This window comes from Archangium sp. (assembly GCF_057119385.1).
The window spans coordinates 1-15,967 of the sequence record NZ_DBNGVP010000222.1; the positions used below are offsets into that span (position 1 = coordinate 1).

The following is a 15,967-nucleotide window of genomic DNA, read 5'->3' on the forward strand; positions in this document are numbered from 1 at the left end:
CGGATCGCCACGGCCTTGCCGCTGAAATTGTCACCGGAGTAGACGGTGGCGAGCACGCCGGGGTCCGTCTGCGGGGTCGGCACCTTCTCGATGATCACCGCGCCGCCGACGTTGTCGTACACCCAGCCGCTGATGCAACCCGCGTCATAGAGGTTCTTCGAGTTGGTGCAGGTGATCGGAACCAGCGAGGCGCTGGGTCCCGCGCAGTGCGTGTCCCCGGGGTTGCCGTACCACCCCTGGAGCTTCACCTGGTAGCCGTCCGCCAGCTGGATGAAGCGGGGACGGAAACCCAGCACATTGCTCGGGCCCAGTCCCAGGACCGGGCCGCACCCGCTGTCCATCGCATACGTCCCCTGGGAATAGAGCTGCACCGCCGTGCCGCTGGCGTTGTCTCCGGAATAGACGGTGGCGACCTGCGCGAAAGCCGATGCACCCGAGAGCTGGACTGCCAGAACGCCCAAGGCCGTACAAAGCTTCTTCATGAACTCATCTCCTCGCTCTTGTCGAGCGGATGTGGAACTGGATTCCGCGCAAGACGTGTCAAAACCGCCTTCGTCGGAATAGCCACCTCTGTAGCGGAACCCGGCCCCGCTGCCTACCGTGCTGATCAGCACGGTCCGCGCGACGGGCTACTTGCGGTGGCCGAGCCAGATGGCCGTCAACTCCGCGCGGCTCCGGACGCCGAATTTGCGGAAGATCTGTCCCACGTGGTTGTGGGTGGTTCCGAGCGTGGAGCCCAGCGCATCGGCGATCTCCTTCTCCGAGCGCCCCGTCAGCAGGAGCCGGGTCACGCGGCGCTCCATGGCGGTGAGAGGCGAGCGGGCGGCGATGAGGCCGTGGCTGAGCGCCAGGGCCCGGTGGAACCACTTGATGCCACGGAGCACGACGCCGGCGAGCTCCGCGTCCGATGCGGAGAAACGCGTGCGGGTCGCGATCTTGTCGATGACGAAGTAGGACTCCGTATCGGGACCCAGGGGGACAACCACCCAGATGCGATCGTCGATTCGCGGGAGCCTGTAGAACAAATCATAGTGCGGGGTGGATTTGAACGTCTTGAAATCAATCCACCCGTCACGCAAACGATGCACGCGGAAGCGGCCCGCTTCTCCCGAGATGGTCGTGGTCGTCAGACCCAGCGGCACATCGCTCTTCTTGTCGAGGCTCTTCTGCAAGAGTTGCAACCGCGCCTGCTTCGCGGGATCGGGCCGCCAGACTTCGTAGGAACGCATCCGCCATCCGTGGCCGAGGTCCTCGTTCGTCAGCTCTCCCGACATGAGCCGCACGGCGGAGAACCAGAAGACATTGTCCGCGCGCACGAGCTTCGCCAGGCATTCGAAGAGATGACGAAGCGCGGCATCGCTCTCCGATGTATTGAATTCGGCGAGGCTGTCCCAGATGGCGAAGACCGGTTCCAACTCGCGCATGGCCGCCTCACGTCTGTACCGCGGCGGGCTCCAGCTCGGCGGCCACGCTGACGCGGCTGTAGAGCACCATCCCCACCACGATGAGCCCGGCCCCCACGAAGCTGAACGCGGAGGGCCAGGGCTCGCCCAGGAAGAGCACGCCCAGCAGCAGCGCGAAGAGCAGCTCGGTGGCCTGCGTGGCCTCCACGGCGGACAGCCCCACCGGGTTGTTCGCCGTCATCTGGGCGGCGCGGAAGAACAGGGTGGTGGCGATCACCCCGGAGGAGAGCGCCACACCGGCCGACTGCAGCACCTGCCCCGCCGGGGGCCACCCCACCCTCGCGTAGCCGTAGGCCGCCACGCACAGCCAGAAAGGCAGGCTGCCCAGCGTCATCCCCAGCACGCGCTGGCTGGCATCCAGCGAGACGCCCTCGCGCTCCAGGTGCAGCATCACCCGGCGGTTGCCCAACGGGTACGCGACGGCGGAGATCACCACGAAGAGCAGCGCCAGCCAGGCGCTCGCGGGCATGGAGAGCTGGAAGTACCCCAGCTGCATGACGAGCACGCCCAGGACGATCAACGCGCCCATGCCCACGGCCTTGAAGGGGATGCGCCGGCGCGCGTCGGTGTAGATGAACGGCGACAGCAGCGGGCCGGCGAGCACCGTGAGCTGGAAGGAGCCGGCGATCAGCCACGAGGGCCCGTAGTCCGCCGACACCGTGAGGAACGCGTAGAAGACGCCGAAACCCACGCTGCTCCAGAGCAGCCACTCGCCCGGGTGCCTCCTCAGCTCGGCCACCAACGGCCGCATGCCCCCGTGCGCCGCCACCAGCACCGACATGAGGGGCAACATGATGAAGTAGCGCAGCGACGCGCTCCAGGCCCAGAACGCCCCTCCCGCCGCCATGTTGCGGTTGAGCACGTAGGTCATGGTGAAGAACAGCGCCGAGGCCAGTCCGAGCAGGATCGCCACCAGGGCCGTGGAGGACTTTTTCATGGGGACACGTGCACGCGGAAAATCCCTGGTTATCATGGGTCGCCCCGTTCCCAGGAAGCCCCGTGAGCTCCATCATCGTCCGTGTGGTGTGTGGTCTGTTGTTCGCCGCGATGGCCCTCGGGGCCGTGGTCCATCCCCCCGCCAACCTCAACCAGGGGCTGGGCATGCTCCTGCCAGGGGCCATGCTGCTGAACTACGCCATCAAGGGCTCGCCGCGCCGCTCGACGATTCCGAAGAAGCCCGCGCCGCCCGCCCCCACCCCGCCCAGCGACTCCGGGCCCACGCGGGCCTGAGGCTCCACGTCTCGAGCGAGGGTCTCAGGGACCGCCGGGAGGCAGCTCGACCGGCAGGGGCCTGAAGTCCTCGGGACGCTCCAGCGTGAGGGCCTCCTCCACCGAGCGGAGGACCCGCCCATCGCGCAGCATCAGCGGGTGGAGGATGACAGGGATGGTCCGCTCCCGGGCTCCGCTCAGCCGCGAGGAGCTGGCGGGGATGATCATCAGATCCAGCGGCGTCCAGAGGGTGAAGACCTCGACGTCCCCGAACGGGGCCTCATCCGCGGCGAGCCCTCGCAACAGCTCGCTGTGGGGCCGCATGTCGCGCGCACCGGGGTTGGCGCGCAGCCAGCCCGTGAGCGTTCCCGCGTGGGGACCGGAGATGGACACGAAGCGGCGCACGTGGTTCCGCCCCTCCAGCCGCTGCAGGTAGTAGCGGCTGACGAGCGCCCCCATGCTGAAGGCCACCACGTCGACCCGCGCCTGGCCCGTCCGCGCGCGCAGGCTCGCGGCGGCCTCGGCCACCTGTCCGGCCAGCACGGAGATGGGGGCATCCCCGTTGTTGGGCTTCAGCTCGACGATCTGCACGTCCTGGAAGCCGGCCCGCGTCAGCCCGTTCGCGAGCGGCGCCAGGGTCCTCGCATCGTCATCGATGCCGTGCACCAGCAGGACCGGAACCCGCCCGGGGGCAGCACCGGCGGCGGAGACACGTGCGGGCGCGGAGGTCATGGTGATGGCTGCGCACGAGCATGTCGCCATCGCCAGCAGACACGCAACCAGGCGCGGCCAGGGGGTGGTTTTTCTTCCGGTTCTCATGGGTAGCAGAGGGCCATGGGCATCGTCGTCATTGGAGCTTCCGACACGGCGTCGAACTCGCGGCAGACCGCCGGCTCCCGGTTGCGGACCTCTTTCTCCACCGGCGGGGCGGAGGACGGGGCCACGGAGGGAGCCGAGGCCTCGGAGGGAGCCGGGGCCACAGCGGCCACCGGAGCCGGCTTCGGAGTGTCGGGCCCGAACAGCCCGAGGACCGCGGGGTACACCTGGGTGGCGAAGTACCGGCCGCCCGCCAACGTGAAGTGGACCCCATCCTCCATCTTCAGCTTCATCGGCTTGCGGAAGCCCTCGACCCGGGCCTCGCGCAGCAGGGCGCCCTTCGCGTCGGTGAAGAATGGCTTCGTCTCGAGGTACTTCGAGTCCTCGTGCGCCGACACGGCCTCGCGCAGGACGCGCCGGATGATGCCCAGCTTGCGCTCGAACCTCGGCAGCCCGGTGTACGGCAGCTCGACCCAGAGGATCTTCCGGCCGGGCGCATGCAGGACCCCCAGGAAGTCCACGACGCGCTGACGGTACGCGTCCTCCCAGCCCGAGGCGCCCCACTGGACCTTCGCCTTGCCGTTCTCGTCCGTGAGCCCCTGCCCGTCGTTGCCGCCCATGATGACGACGACGGCGTCGGGCCGGTGGCGCTCGACCTCCTCGCGGCCCACCTTCATCCAGTCGAAGAAGTCCGGGCGGGCGAGCCCCGTGGAGGACTTCGCCTTCCGCATGGCGCGGGTGCCCGGGTGCTCGTTCAGCGACTTCTCGAGGGACTCGCCGAAGCTGGTGACGATGAGGCTGTCCCCGAGCAGCAGCACCGTCCGGGCCGGAGGTGCTTCCGGCTTCCCGTCCGTCCCAGGGTCCGCCCGCCCCACTCCGGTGGACAGGGCGGCGAGGCACACGAGCACACGAGCGAGGTGGGTCTCCATCTCCCGCGCAAGCTACCGCGCCCGTGCGCGGCTGAGAACAAATCAGCCTGGCCCTTCCCTGCCCGCTCGGTGAAGGAAGGACCGGGCGTCTCAGGCCGGAACGGACATGAAGAGCATCCGCGTCACGAACCGGAACCCCACCCGCTCGTAGATGCGGCCGGCCTCCTCGGTGATGGTGCTCAGGAACAGCACGTCCACGCCCCGCGCGAAGGCCTCCTGTGCCACCCGGGACGTCACCGCGCTGCCCAGTCCCCGCTTGCGGAAGCGCTCGATCGTCGCCACTCCGCCGAGCTCGGCGATGCCGTCCCACGGTGGGGTGAACGTGCCCACCACCGCGGGCTCTCCCTCGACGTACCCCACCACCGCCCTGCCCTCCCGGAGCTCCTCCAGCGTCTTGGAGACATCCTCCTCGGAGGCCTCGTAGGGCTCGCCCGGCGAGAAGGCCTTCCGCGAGGTGTTGCAGTACGTGCGCACCTCCTCGCGCGAGGACTCGGACGAGAGCACCGGGAACGAGACCCCCTCCGGCACCGCCACGGGCGTGAAGCGCTCGCGCGTGCAGACCATCAACCGGGCCTCGGCCTCCAGCTGGAAGCCCTCGGCGAGCAGCGTGTGCGCCAGGGCCGGCGCCAGCTCGGAGACGTACTCGAAACGGGGCACCCGGCCCCTCTTCTGGAACTCGGCCCGGAGCCGCCGCAACGGCTCGCGCACGTCCCCCGTGATGGGCCCGTCCGGGATGGCGTAGTTGAAGTAGATGAGGGGATCGTGCGGATGGATGAAGACCGTGAAGGGCGGAACCGGGATGGACTCGTAGCGGCCCGCGGCACTCCGGCGCATGTACGACTGCAAGCGTTCGATGGGATTCATCGTGTCGAATCCTCGAACCCGGCGCGCCCGGTGTCACGGTTTCCGGCGCGCGAATCCCGCTGACCGGTTGAGCCCACCATATTCACGATGACTGGCTCAAAGCATGCACGAGGGCTGAAGTCGAGGGCGTTGGCTTGCGACTTCGAACGCAAGGCAGACGAAGTCCGCCCGGTGCAGCGGGGAGCGAATAGGAGGAGTTGGAGGGGACGACGGAGAACTCGACGGGGGCGATGGGATTGCCGTCAGGCGGCTTACGTGAGGTGGGCCGTGCTCAGCGAGCCCAGCTTCGTCCATGACTTCTGCCAGAGGCCAGCCGACTCCCGGGCAATCACCAGCACCACTCTCCTGGCGTGTAGCAGCACTCGCGCCGCCACCTTGAGCACCCGTTCGCGCACGCGGCGCAGCCCCCGGCCCTCGACCGTGGCCTGCTCGAGCAAGACGCGCGCGGCGTGCACGAGGTCGTAGGCCAGCGCGTTGAGCAGCAGGCGCACCTCGTTGTTGGCGAAGGCATCGATTGAAACCGAGCGCCGCACGGGCGGATGGCCCTGGTAGTTGGACTTGGGCCGTCTGGCCGAGGAGAGCGCCGGGCCCCACGGCCATCCAGTCACCGCCCGTCAGGGCGCCCCAGCCCATCGCACTCCCCATGCCCTTCTGGGCCCGGGTCGCCGCGCTCGTCCTGCTCCCGGGCACGGCCCACGCGCCCGGCCAGGTCCCGGAATGTGAGAGGGCCCGCTCGCACAAGAACGAGCACCTGGCGGGCCAGCGCCATCCGGTGACGGGGGTTCTCTACAACAGCGGTGGCTACCCCATCTTCGAACCCATCGCGGAAATCACCATCCCCGAGGAGCTCCGCGGCCCCGAAGTGAGCGATGCCCGCCAGTTCGCGGATGCCACACGCCAACTCCGAGAAATACTCGAGATCAGGCCGGAGGCGGTGCCCACTTTGACCCCTGAGCAACTCGATGCCATCAAGAAGGGCTGGCCACGCATCCCGGAGTTGACCTGGCATCACCATGAAGATGGTGTGACGCTTCAACTGGTCGCTCGTGACACTCATGTCAGGACGGGCCATTCTGGAGGCCGGGAAGCTTCTGGTGGACGTCACGAGTAAGGGGAGAAGAAAACGTGCGTTGCACCATCTACAGCCCGGTCGTTGACCATCAGGCCATCCATTCCATGCGGGACGTCCTTCCCGGATGGTTGTTGCACTGGGAGGGCGAACCTGAGCGGTGGAGTTCCGCGAGTTTCACGAGCGCCCAGGGAACGCTCACCTTCAATTCGCTGGAGTATGCCGGGCCATTGGATCAGTTCAGCAGGATCATCCTGGGAACCAGCAGTTACTTCTGGCGACGCGAGGATCTTCCTAAATCCACCAGAAAGGAGCTGATTCACTTCGTGGGAGGAACCAAGTGGCTGGTCGGCGTCGTGGGAACCTCCGAGGTCCTCTCTGAGGATGTCTTCCTGAAAGCCGCACTGGAACTGGCGCGCAGCTTGAATGGGAGAATCTTCGTCAATGGCACGGACCTCATTTCCCCGGAACCACGGGCCTAGCTTGTCCCAAGACGGCGCCCTGGAACCGGCGGGCCGACAATGTCCGGTGGACATTTTTTCCGGTCACCCTCCAGCCCTTCTGGTGAATAAGGCGGGTTGAGCACTACCCCTATGGGAAGATGACGTCTGGAATGTCGATGGTGCGAGGCCCCTCCTCCCACAGTCTCAGCGTGACGTTGCCTTGCGGCTCTCCTCGGATGGCTGGCACCTCCACCACCACCCGATCTCTCTGGCCTGGCGGAATCGTCGTGGCCTCCCAGGAGAGCCCTTCCATCGGCACGCCGTTCACGGACAGAGCGGCCCCAGCAACCGTCCACGGCGTCGTGCCAGAGTTCTCCAACCAAACCTCCAGCGCGACAGTCTTGTCCGAGCGGTAGCTCGCTCCGCGCGTCACGGTGAGTTCGCCTTCCGTGTATCCCTTCGAGCCCTGGTAGAACTCGTGGAACTGGATGGCATTTGACCCCAATGCTCCGCTGAGGATGAGCCCCCGGAGTCCACCGGACTGATGGAGCCTGGCCGCTGCTCGCGCAAGTGCCTCGCGCAGTTGCGCTGTCCTGGCACGCTCCTGGAGCAATTCCCGTCGAAGAGACTCCCGAGTGCGCTCGTCGCGGGACACCTCCACCTGGTGCGTCGCCTGCCCCGAATGGCCCACCAGCATCAATGAGATGCCGCTCGGGGAAGGCTCTCCCTCGAAGTGCACTGTGAGCCGCAGCCGTTCCCCCTCGGCCATGTCTGGCGGCGGCATCAACGTGAGGAGCCGGCGGTCACGGACGACCTGCTCGAAGCGAACCTCGTCCTGCAATTCCACGAACGCGGGAGCGTCGAAGCGCAGGTTCGTTGCCAGGCCGGGACTGACACAGATCTCCCGGCCCCCCGTCGGGGAGGCCAGCTCAACACGTTCCACGGTCTCACACGCACCAACCCCGGGCGGTGTCCGCGGTGAACTCTGCAGCAGCACGAGGAGCAGGACCGATGGGGGCGGTAGGGGCACGGTACGAAGCCTCCAGATGAGGAGCTGATCAATCGAAGCGGCGGACCGGAACGATGCTCACGGAGGAGTCGATGAGCGCCACATCGCCCTTGCTGCCGGGCTCCTTCGGAATGCCCAGATCCGCATTCCGCACCATCTGGAGACAGACCGGCAGCACCTCGCCGGTCGGGAAACGAACCTGGGTGAAGCGTGCATAGACGCGGTCCTTCCCGAAGAAGACGCGTCCGGTGAAAAGCGCTCGATCAGGGATCGCCCCCCAAGGGCCAATGTTCTCGGTGGTGATGGGCCCCTCTCGCACCGGGAAGATCCCATTGACGAAGGGCGGGAACATGGTCCCGTGCCACCCGAACATGCCGAAGCGCTGGTGAATCGCAGCAGCTCCGGGGGGACACTCCTCCGGAGGGGGCGGGCGCGACTGCGGCCCGCTGACACAGCCGGGGGAGCCGGCAACACAACCGGCTGCAACCAGGGTACGGATCGTCTTCTTCATCTTGGGCTCCTCGCTTTTCGTCGCGGCGGCGACGGGCGCGGGCGGGAGTGCCGCGCCGGGAACAACTTCCACCTTTTTGGCCGGAGCCACGACTTCCTGGCCGGAGTTGCCCCGGGGCGTCGCGGAAGAGGTGGGTGACGCCTTACGTGGGGTGACCCCGGGCACGAGCAGCAGGAGGGCCGCGGTGAGAACGAGCCCGCCAGCCACCCACCATCGCCGGGGCCACTGGCGCCGGGGCGCCCCCGGAGCGGGGGATGGGGAGCGCTTTTCCTGGCCGCTTCTCGGAAACATCGGCGTGCGCCAGGAGGAGTCCGCCTGGGTGCACTGCTCCAGCAGGTCCTCCGCGAGTGCCTTCGCGTCCGGGTAGCGGTCCTCGAGCTTCTTCTCCAGCAACCCCATGCACACGTCACTCAAGACCTGGGGCACACGCGGGTTGAGCTCATGCGGGGCCGGCGGCGTCTCCTCGAGGATGGCCCGATTCAACCCGGGGTTGTTCCGGTCTCCAAAAGGGAGCGTGCGCGTCAACAGCCCGTAGAGGACGACCCCCAGGGCCCACAGGTCATCTCCCGGCGAGAAGGGGTAGTGCTCGCCCTCCCACTGCCGGGCGAAGCGCAACGCCTCGGGGCTGCGGTACTCGGCGGTGCCCGGCGGCAGCCGCATCGTCAGACGGAGTGCCCCCTCCTTGAGGCCCGCGGCGCCGAAGTCCACCAGCACCGGTTGCCCGTCCGACTCGCGCACGATGATGTTGGCCTCCTTGATGTCCCGGTGCACCACACCCGAGGCGTGCACGTCCGCCAGGGTGAGCGCCAGGGGCAGCAACACCCGCATCACCAACTCGAGCGCGGAGGGATTCTCCTGTTCTGCCCAGACGTCGAGCGTACGGCCCTCGACGAGCTCCAAGGCCAGGACGAGGAAGCACGGCTCCTCCTCGGGCCAGAGGCCATAGCCGTGGAAGGTCACCACGTTGGGGTGCCGCATCAGACGGAGCGCAGCCGCCTCCCGGTCACCTCGCGGAGTGATGCGCACCAGCTTGACGGCGTAGGGCCGCCCGCTCCGCCTCGCACGGTACACGGTTCCGAAGCTGCCAGAAGCAATCGTTCCCTCGATGGTGAAACCCGCCACCTCCGTGCCAGGGGTGAGCACAGGCACCGCCCCCCACAACTGACCGTCTTCGTCGAGCATGCCGCGTCCCTCCGGAAGCTCCGGACGCTACCAGAGAGAGGAGGGGGCGGGCCCTGACCTCTGGGGTTGGGCATGGGATGAGGGATGGGAACCCGGGGGCCTCGATACCCTCACCCCGTCCCTCTCCCGGAGGGCGAGGGGTTCTCCGCGCCAGAGGTCCTTGGGGGTTCTCTGTGTCTTCCGTGCCTGAGCTGCCTGGGGGTACTTTGATTCAGGACGCTTCGGTGAGGGCGAGCACCACTCGCTCCGTGCCGACATCGACGGGTTGGGACACCGTCCTGCCCGACGCGCTCGTCGCCTTCACCGTGTAACGCCCGGCCGCGGGCAGGTACGTGTGGAACACTCCCGACTCCGGGTGCGCCGTGAAGCGCTCCCCGTTCGGCCACGTCACCTGCTCCACCGCCACCGTGACCGGCCCCTCCGACCGGAAGGACTCCGGCACCTGCACCGTGAGCGACGGGCCATCCAGGAAGCGATCCATCAACACCTGCCAGAAGCCTCGCGCTCCCTCCACCATCGGCTCGAGCGGCCGCTTCGGCCCCGGTGACACGAACGGCAGCTCCACCAGGTACGCCAGCGTCCCGAAGCTCCAGTAGAACCAGTCCTGATCCGTCCCCGCCACCGGATACAGGTGGCGCACCGCCTCGTAGCGCTTGCCTTTCGGCAATGGCGCCACCGCGTCGATCATCCCGGGCGCCACCGCCCACGCCGCCGAGGGCTTCGGCTCACGGGCTCCTTCCACCGTGTACGGCACGAGCAGGCGGCTCGCCGCCGCGTGGTACGACACCATCGCGACGAAGCGCCACGCCTCGCCCAGCTTCATCATCGCCTGCACCTCGGGCTCCGAGCCCGCCGCCGGCCCTCGATAGAACGGAGAGCGCGCATCCGCGCTGTTGTAGCGGTCCTCCACGCTCCCCCACTGGAATGGATAGTTGCGGTTGAGGTCCACGCCGTACTCGAACAGCCCCAGCTCCGCCGCCTGCTCGTCCTTGCGCCGGTTGGTGCGCCCCCGCTCGGTGGACACGTGCCAGTACCCGTGGCTTCCATCGGGATTCACCAGCGGAACGACCACCACATGGAACGTGCTCAACCACCGCGCGACCCGCTTGTCCTTCGCGTTCTCCAACAACCAGCGCGCCGCGTCGAGCGGCAGCTCGGGTGTCACCACCTCGTTGGCATGGGTGCCGGCGCACAACAGCAGCGCCGGGCGGGTGTGGTCGTCCAACGCGTCGCCAATGAGCAACGCGAGCAGGGGCCGGTCCTCGTGGGTACGGCCGACCTCGATGATGCGCGTGCGCTCCGGAGCCCGTGCGGCGAGGGCCCTCATCGCCCGCTCGATGAGCTCGGGATCCTTGATGCCCTCGACGAAGCCATCGCGCACGGGCGCCTTGCGGGCCTGGGCCAGGCGCTCCTCGAAAGTGGAGTCCAGGAAGCGGTAAGGCACCCCGGGATGCATCTGGAGCACGCTGACCGAGCTCGCGCGCAGCAGGTGCACACCCAGCTCGCTCGCGATGTACACATCCGCGTCCGCCTCGCGCGCGACACGGCGCAGATGACGGCGCAGCTCCGGAGCGAACTGGAGGCCCCGCTCGACATGCACGAGCCACTCGAGCGTCAGGCCATCACGAGCCGACGCCTCCTCCTCCGGAGGATCCGGCACGAACAGCGACACCCGCACGTCCGCGGCCTGATTCCTGTGCGCGTACACGCCGAGCGAGCCCCCGGCGAACGCCGCGTCGGACCAGACGAGGCTCGCGAGCTCCGCCTTGGTGCGGGCGTCGTACACGTGGACGGCGAAGGCCGGCCCGGCGGCGAAGAGCACGAGCTCGAGCTCCGCCACCTTCGCGAGTCCAGGCACCTTCGCGCGCACGCCGCTGTCATCCGAGCGCGTCCTGTCATAGCGAACGAAGCCCACCGTCTCCCGGCGCCCATCCACGTAGAGGCCATAGCCCGTGAGCGCGAACAGGGGCTGGGTCGCGCGTACCTTCGCGCGGAAGAGGAGGGCCAGATCGGCACGGGCCGGATTCTGGATCCTCGCGCGCACGAAGGGAGCCGGTGACGCGGCCTCGTCCTCCTGGATGAAGTAGTTGCGGAGCGCCTTCGGCGTGGTGAGCGCGAGCGCGTCCCCCTCGGCCTTCCACTCGCCGACGGTCTCCGCCGGCTTCCACGCGACCGGGTGCTCGCCACGAGGGATGGGGTAACCCTCCCCTCGCGCGAGACCCGCGGCGAGCAACACGGCGAGGACGAGCGCCCCGCCGGACCTCAAGGCTTCGACTCCGCGACCACGGAGCTCGTGGCCGAGGGCACGCCGATGTAGCTCAGGAAGTCGATGTAACGGTCTCGCTTGGAAACATTCTCGAACGCGCCCACCTGCTGGCGGTCCTCCATGAAGCTCCAGACGTTCGCGTATCCCGGGAGCCCCAGGTGCTCCTGTGCATGCAGCCCGCCGTGGACGATGTAGTGCCAGTACGACTCCAACTTGTGGAACTTGTGGGAGATCAACGTCCGGAGGATCACGCTGCGCTCGTCGAAGGGCAGCTGGCGCACGTTCTCCCGGTACTGGGGAGGCAGCTGCTTCCACTGCTCCTCGGCGTTGGACGGGTAGTAGACGCGGATGGGCACGCCCAGGGAACGGGCGGCGCGAGCGATGGACGGCAGCGCCTTGTCCGTGAGCATGTTGCCCTTGACGGCGATGATGCGCCCCTGCTCGAACATCAGGCGCACGTAGCGGTAGTTCTCGTCCGTCTGGAGCCAGCCGAATCCCTGCGTCCAGCGCGCGGGCTTGAGCTGACGCGCGTAGTTGGCCCACAGCTGCCGCCGGGCGCGCTCGAACACACCGCTGATGGCGGCGCGCTCCTCCTTCGGCAGGGACGCCCACTCCTCCTCGATGGCGGCCCGCGTCGCCTTCACCTGCTTGTCCGTGAAGGCCGCGACGAAGTCCTCGCGGGTCGGCGCCCGCTTCACCACGGCCCTCAGCACGTGGTGCAGCCGCACCACCGTCGGGTCATAGTCGAAGAGCCACGCCCACTGGCTCCGCGCATGCGCGATGTATGAATAGCCCTGATCGGCTCCGAGCCCGACGTACCCGCCCCCCACGTTCTTGATGGCATCCCCGAAGAGGTACTGGAGCACCTCGTTCGACTTGACGTAGCTCATGGGGTCGCGGCAATCGACGCGCGCCTTGCCCACGCGGCCACAGAGGGGAATCTCGAAGACGTCCGTGTCCTCGACGACCGCGAACGCCTTGGCGCGCTCCTCCTCGCTCGGAGGCTTCGGATCCGCCGGCCGGCCCGGGGGCTCCGTCATGAACCGGGGCGGCCACGCGGACAGCTGGGGCGTCGTCGAGGCGCAGCGGAAGCTCAGGCGGTGGAGCCCGCTCTTGGGACGCTCGCCCCGCCGCCAGGAACCGCGCAGCATCTCCTCGGGCCAGTACCAGGAGCCTCCCTTGAGCACACGCTGGGTGTAGCCCTTGCACGGGCTCGCGCCGTCGCACGGCCCCTTCGGGTTGGCGCGCAGGCACGCCTCCCCACACGCCTTGTCACAGCCCTTGAAACAGGGCGTCCACCAGTCCTTCACCCACTCGTACCCGTTGCCCGCCATGTCGTAGAGGCCGTAGGCACCGGGCGGGTAGCTGCCAGGCGGCCGCGTGGCGTCTCCCGGACAGCCCTTGTAGTTCGCCTTGTCGCACGAGGGCGCCTCGTCGCCCCACGGGTACGTCTTCCCCTCGGGCCCGCGCGCGGCCTTCTCCCACTCGGCCTCCGTGGGCAGCCGCTTGCCCGCGAACACGCAGTACTGGTGCGCCAGGTCCCAGGTGATGGGCACCGCGGGCAGCTCGGGCTTCTGGAAGCGCGCGTAGTACGGTGGACGCTGCAGCTTCGGACAGGCCCCCGCTCGCTCGCACCGGCTGTAGTCGGCGATCGTGACCTCCTTCGCATCCAGGTAGAACGTCTCGACGAACACCGGGTGCCGGGGCTTCTCCGCGGCCTGGTGATCATCGGCGCCCACGATCGCCTCTCCCCCCTCGATGCACACCATGCCGGGCGGCGGCGTCTTCTCGCACGGCACCGCCGTCACGAGCCACAACAGAACCAGTTCGAATGCCATCGCGGGCGATGCTACCCGCTGCCCTTCCCCCTCCGCGAGATCTCTTCCCTCCTCCTCGTGGGCCCCTGCACCACCCCGGAAAGACAGCCATCGCCTGCTGTCTGATCTGGCGAAGGGGCACTCGCTCCCCCGCCCGCTCTTGTCAGCCATTGCACGAGGTGAATGATTGCGCCTCAAACAATGTCAAAAACAAAACACTCCTCCTTCCTCCTCTGCTGCCTCGCGGGTGTCACGTCGTGGCTCACGGGATGCCTCGCGGCCCCCGAGGAGCTGGAGACGGGACAGCCGGAGCCGGTCCAGGCGTCGGCCCGCCGGGAGCTCGCCCCGGCCATCACCCTGCCCATCGAGGTGCTCGGGGCCGAGGGCGTCACGAAGAGCGTGACGGTGGGCCTGACGGCCCAGGACGCGCAGCAGCCCCTGCGGCTCTGGCTGCAGGTGTACAACCTGAGCTACGCGAACAAGGCCAGTGTCCGTTTCAACTCCGGTGCCTGGCTGCCCCTGAGCAACACCACGGTGACCGTCGAGGGGCTCGGGAAGAACTACGGAGGCATTGGCGGCGCCTTCTCGACGGTGAAGCTGAACCTGGGCGTTCCCACCGGGGCGCTCGTGGCGGGCTCGAACCAGATCGCCTTCCGGTTCAACACCTCGGATGGGCGCTCCATCGGCTACCGGGTGCTGAAGCTCAACCTGCTCCGGGCCGATGGCAGCCGCGTCCTGCCGGACTCCCTCTTCGTGCAGGAGGATCCCAACACCTGGAAGCCCCCGCTCACGGATGCCTTCTCCATCGCCGAGGGCGAGAAGCTCTGGCGCACGCGGCAGTTGAGGCGCTCCTACAAGGACTCCACGGCCATCCGGGCCCGGTGCATGGACTGCCATGCCCAGGACGGACGGGACTTGAAGTATTTCAATTACTCGAATGCCTCCATCATCGAGCGCTCGAGGTTCCATGGCCTGAGCGACCTGGAGGCCCAGCGGGTGGCCTCGTACATCCGGAGCCTGCCCGTACCCAATCCGGGGCGGCCGTGGAACCCGCCCTATCAGCCCGGGCCGGGGCTGGATTCCAGGCCCGTCGAGCAATGGGCGGCGGGAGCTGGCGTGGACGCGGTCGTGGAGCAGAACCGCGACATGCTGCGGTACCTCTTCCCGGCGGGCATCACGAAGGAGGCCATCTCCACGGCGAGGAACCTCAGCGCCCGCGAGGTGCCCATCTTCTTCCAGCTCCCCGACTGGAATCACTGGCTGCCGGCCATCCATCCCAAGGACGCGTGGGGGGATGCCTTCGTCAATGACAGACTCAACATGGCCTACAACGGCGAGGGCACCGCGACGCCCACCGAGTCCATGCGGCAGCTGGCCGCGCGGGTGAAGGCCGCCGGCTACACCCACTACCGCAACCTGCTCTACTACCCCAACGGCCTGTGGAACCTGCGCCTCTTCGAGTTCCTCTCGCCGAGGTTCCCGAGCGCCACCAACGGCCTGACCGCCGAGTACTCGCGGAAGGTCTACTCCACCGCGCTCTGGCACGTGGTGAAGACGTGGGAGGTGATGCAGGAGTTCGGGCTGGAGGACAAGGCCCGCCTGGTGCACCCCTCCTCGCGAGACACCCGGGCGTGGATGACCAACAGCACCTTCGATGCCTCGCCCCACATGATCAAGCTGCCGGTCAACAACACGGGCATCAAGGACAACAGCCCGTTCATGTTCACCTACTTCTCGATGAGCTGGTACCACGTCGCGCTCGTCCTCTTCAATGGCAACCATTCGGATGGAGCGGACCGCAGCTCGCAGCGGCCCCTCGACTGGGGCTATGTGCCCGGCGCCATCAAGGGGCTGAGCCGCACGCCCCTCGGCACCACGCCCGTCCAGGGGTTGCTCACGCTCTACCTGGCCAAGGGGATGCAGACCGCGGACAACACGCTCAAGCCCAACGCGCCGTACGGGGCGGGGTGGACGCCGAGGACCTCGGGGGACCTGAGCCGCTTCGTCGTGACGGATCTCATGCCGGGGTGGTCGGACATCACCCACGCGGAGCGCGCGGCCATCCTGCAGGCCTTCCTGTCCACCTGGTGGGACAAGACGCGCCAGTACAGCGTCTCGGACTGGCTCAACGGGGGCGGCGCGACCACCACCGAGGTCATCAACGGCTTCTACGACGGCTCCCTGGGCAACCGGATCTACTTCATGCTGCCGCGGTTCAAGTACCACGGGGCGGACCCGGCGCTCGTCAACACCATCGCCGACTGGGCCAAGACCGTCTGGCCCCAGGGCGACTGGGCGAGGGTCAAGAACGCCACCTGCGCGCCTCATGGCCCGTACATCCAGTGCACCAGCGACGTGACCTGATGCGTGGGGGGACTCACCCCTTCGG

Annotated in this window: 15 protein-coding genes; 4 read left to right on the top strand and 11 right to left on the bottom strand. The window is 67.9% G+C overall.

All coding sequences use genetic code 11. The features are described from left to right. The 3 genes from AC16DP_RS50210 to AC16DP_RS50220 all read right to left on the bottom strand — a co-directional run. On the bottom strand, positions 1–482 hold a 482-nt coding region (locus AC16DP_RS50210), incomplete at its 3' end, for a hypothetical protein (RefSeq protein WP_483957116.1). A gap of 147 nt (positions 483–629) precedes the next feature. Further along, positions 630–1,424: a response regulator transcription factor gene (locus AC16DP_RS50215; RefSeq protein WP_329734443.1), complete on the bottom strand. Its 795-nt coding sequence runs from the start codon at positions 1,422–1,424 to the stop codon at positions 630–632. Between the two features lie 7 nt (positions 1,425–1,431). After that, positions 1,432–2,400, bottom strand: coding sequence for a DMT family transporter (locus tag AC16DP_RS50220; protein WP_329734442.1), 969 nt, complete (start codon positions 2,398–2,400; stop codon positions 1,432–1,434). A 62-nt stretch (positions 2,401–2,462) separates the two neighbouring features. On the opposite strand from AC16DP_RS50220, the gene AC16DP_RS50225 reads away from it, so the two are divergent. Next, the gene (locus AC16DP_RS50225; RefSeq protein ID WP_329734441.1) at positions 2,463–2,693 is read left to right on the top strand and encodes a hypothetical protein; all 231 of its coding nucleotides are present in this window, start codon (positions 2,463–2,465) and stop codon (positions 2,691–2,693) included. Between the two features lie 24 nt (positions 2,694–2,717). Here the strand turns inward: AC16DP_RS50225 and AC16DP_RS50230 are convergent, their stop codons facing one another. From AC16DP_RS50230 to AC16DP_RS50245, 4 genes are all read right to left on the bottom strand, one after another. After that, positions 2,718–3,404, bottom strand: coding sequence for a lipase family alpha/beta hydrolase (locus AC16DP_RS50230; RefSeq protein WP_329734440.1), 687 nt, complete (start codon positions 3,402–3,404; stop codon positions 2,718–2,720). A gap of 83 nt (positions 3,405–3,487) precedes the next feature. Further along, positions 3,488–4,396: an SGNH/GDSL hydrolase family protein gene (locus AC16DP_RS50235; protein ID WP_483957117.1), complete on the bottom strand. Its 909-nt coding sequence runs from the start codon at positions 4,394–4,396 to the stop codon at positions 3,488–3,490. Positions 4,397–4,507: 111 nt separating this feature from the next. Beyond that, positions 4,508–5,281, bottom strand: coding sequence for a GNAT family N-acetyltransferase (locus AC16DP_RS50240; RefSeq protein ID WP_329734438.1), 774 nt, complete (start codon positions 5,279–5,281; stop codon positions 4,508–4,510). Between the two features lie 251 nt (positions 5,282–5,532). Beyond that, positions 5,533–5,889: a transposase gene (locus AC16DP_RS50245; RefSeq protein WP_329734437.1), complete on the bottom strand. Its 357-nt coding sequence runs from the start codon at positions 5,887–5,889 to the stop codon at positions 5,533–5,535. Between the two features lie 35 nt (positions 5,890–5,924). On the opposite strand from AC16DP_RS50245, the gene AC16DP_RS50250 reads away from it, so the two are divergent. Both AC16DP_RS50250 and AC16DP_RS50255 read left to right on the top strand, forming a co-directional pair. Further along, the gene (locus AC16DP_RS50250; RefSeq protein ID WP_329734436.1) at positions 5,925–6,392 is read left to right on the top strand and encodes an HNH endonuclease; all 468 of its coding nucleotides are present in this window, start codon (positions 5,925–5,927) and stop codon (positions 6,390–6,392) included. 14 nt (positions 6,393–6,406) lie between these two features. Then, complete coding sequence (locus tag AC16DP_RS50255) at positions 6,407–6,832, top strand: hypothetical protein (protein WP_329734435.1); 426 nt, start codon at positions 6,407–6,409, stop codon at positions 6,830–6,832. A gap of 109 nt (positions 6,833–6,941) precedes the next feature. Here AC16DP_RS50255 and AC16DP_RS50260 read toward each other — a convergent pair whose 3' ends face one another. The 4 genes from AC16DP_RS50260 to AC16DP_RS50275 form a co-directional block, all read right to left on the bottom strand. Beyond that, the gene (locus AC16DP_RS50260; protein ID WP_483957118.1) at positions 6,942–7,823 is read right to left on the bottom strand and encodes a DUF2381 family protein; all 882 of its coding nucleotides are present in this window, start codon (positions 7,821–7,823) and stop codon (positions 6,942–6,944) included. A gap of 28 nt (positions 7,824–7,851) precedes the next feature. Continuing rightward, complete coding sequence (locus AC16DP_RS50265; protein WP_329734434.1) at positions 7,852–9,495, bottom strand: serine/threonine protein kinase; 1,644 nt, start codon at positions 9,493–9,495, stop codon at positions 7,852–7,854. Positions 9,496–9,706: 211 nt separating this feature from the next. Further along, positions 9,707–11,761: a M14 family metallopeptidase gene (locus AC16DP_RS50270; RefSeq protein ID WP_329734433.1), complete on the bottom strand. Its 2,055-nt coding sequence runs from the start codon at positions 11,759–11,761 to the stop codon at positions 9,707–9,709. Continuing rightward, complete coding sequence (locus tag AC16DP_RS50275) at positions 11,758–13,599, bottom strand: LIC_10091 family protein (RefSeq protein WP_329734432.1); 1,842 nt, start codon at positions 13,597–13,599, stop codon at positions 11,758–11,760. Before AC16DP_RS50275 ends, AC16DP_RS50270 begins: the two co-directional genes overlap by 4 nt. A gap of 180 nt (positions 13,600–13,779) precedes the next feature. Between AC16DP_RS50275 and AC16DP_RS50280 the strand changes: the two genes are divergently transcribed. Then, the gene (locus tag AC16DP_RS50280) at positions 13,780–15,942 is read left to right on the top strand and encodes a hypothetical protein (protein WP_329734431.1); all 2,163 of its coding nucleotides are present in this window, start codon (positions 13,780–13,782) and stop codon (positions 15,940–15,942) included. Positions 15,943–15,967 lie beyond the last annotated feature (25 nt).

Coding starts and splice junctions, on each gene's coding strand:
- AC16DP_RS50215 (WP_329734443.1), bottom strand. CDS start 1,424: ATGCGCGAGTTGGAACCGGTCTTCGCCATCTGGGACAGCCTCGCCGAA.
- AC16DP_RS50220 (WP_329734442.1), bottom strand. CDS start 2,400: ATGAAAAAGTCCTCCACGGCCCTGGTGGCGATCCTGCTCGGACTGGCC.
- AC16DP_RS50230 (WP_329734440.1), bottom strand. CDS start 3,404: ATGACCTCCGCGCCCGCACGTGTCTCCGCCGCCGGTGCTGCCCCCGGG.
- AC16DP_RS50240 (WP_329734438.1), bottom strand. CDS start 5,281: ATGAATCCCATCGAACGCTTGCAGTCGTACATGCGCCGGAGTGCCGCG.
- AC16DP_RS50250 (WP_329734436.1), top strand. CDS start 5,925: ATGCCCTTCTGGGCCCGGGTCGCCGCGCTCGTCCTGCTCCCGGGCACG.
- AC16DP_RS50265 (WP_329734434.1), bottom strand. CDS start 9,495: ATGCTCGACGAAGACGGTCAGTTGTGGGGGGCGGTGCCTGTGCTCACC.
- AC16DP_RS50275 (WP_329734432.1), bottom strand. CDS start 13,599: ATGGCATTCGAACTGGTTCTGTTGTGGCTCGTGACGGCGGTGCCGTGC.
- AC16DP_RS50280 (WP_329734431.1), top strand. CDS start 13,780: ATGTCAAAAACAAAACACTCCTCCTTCCTCCTCTGCTGCCTCGCGGGT.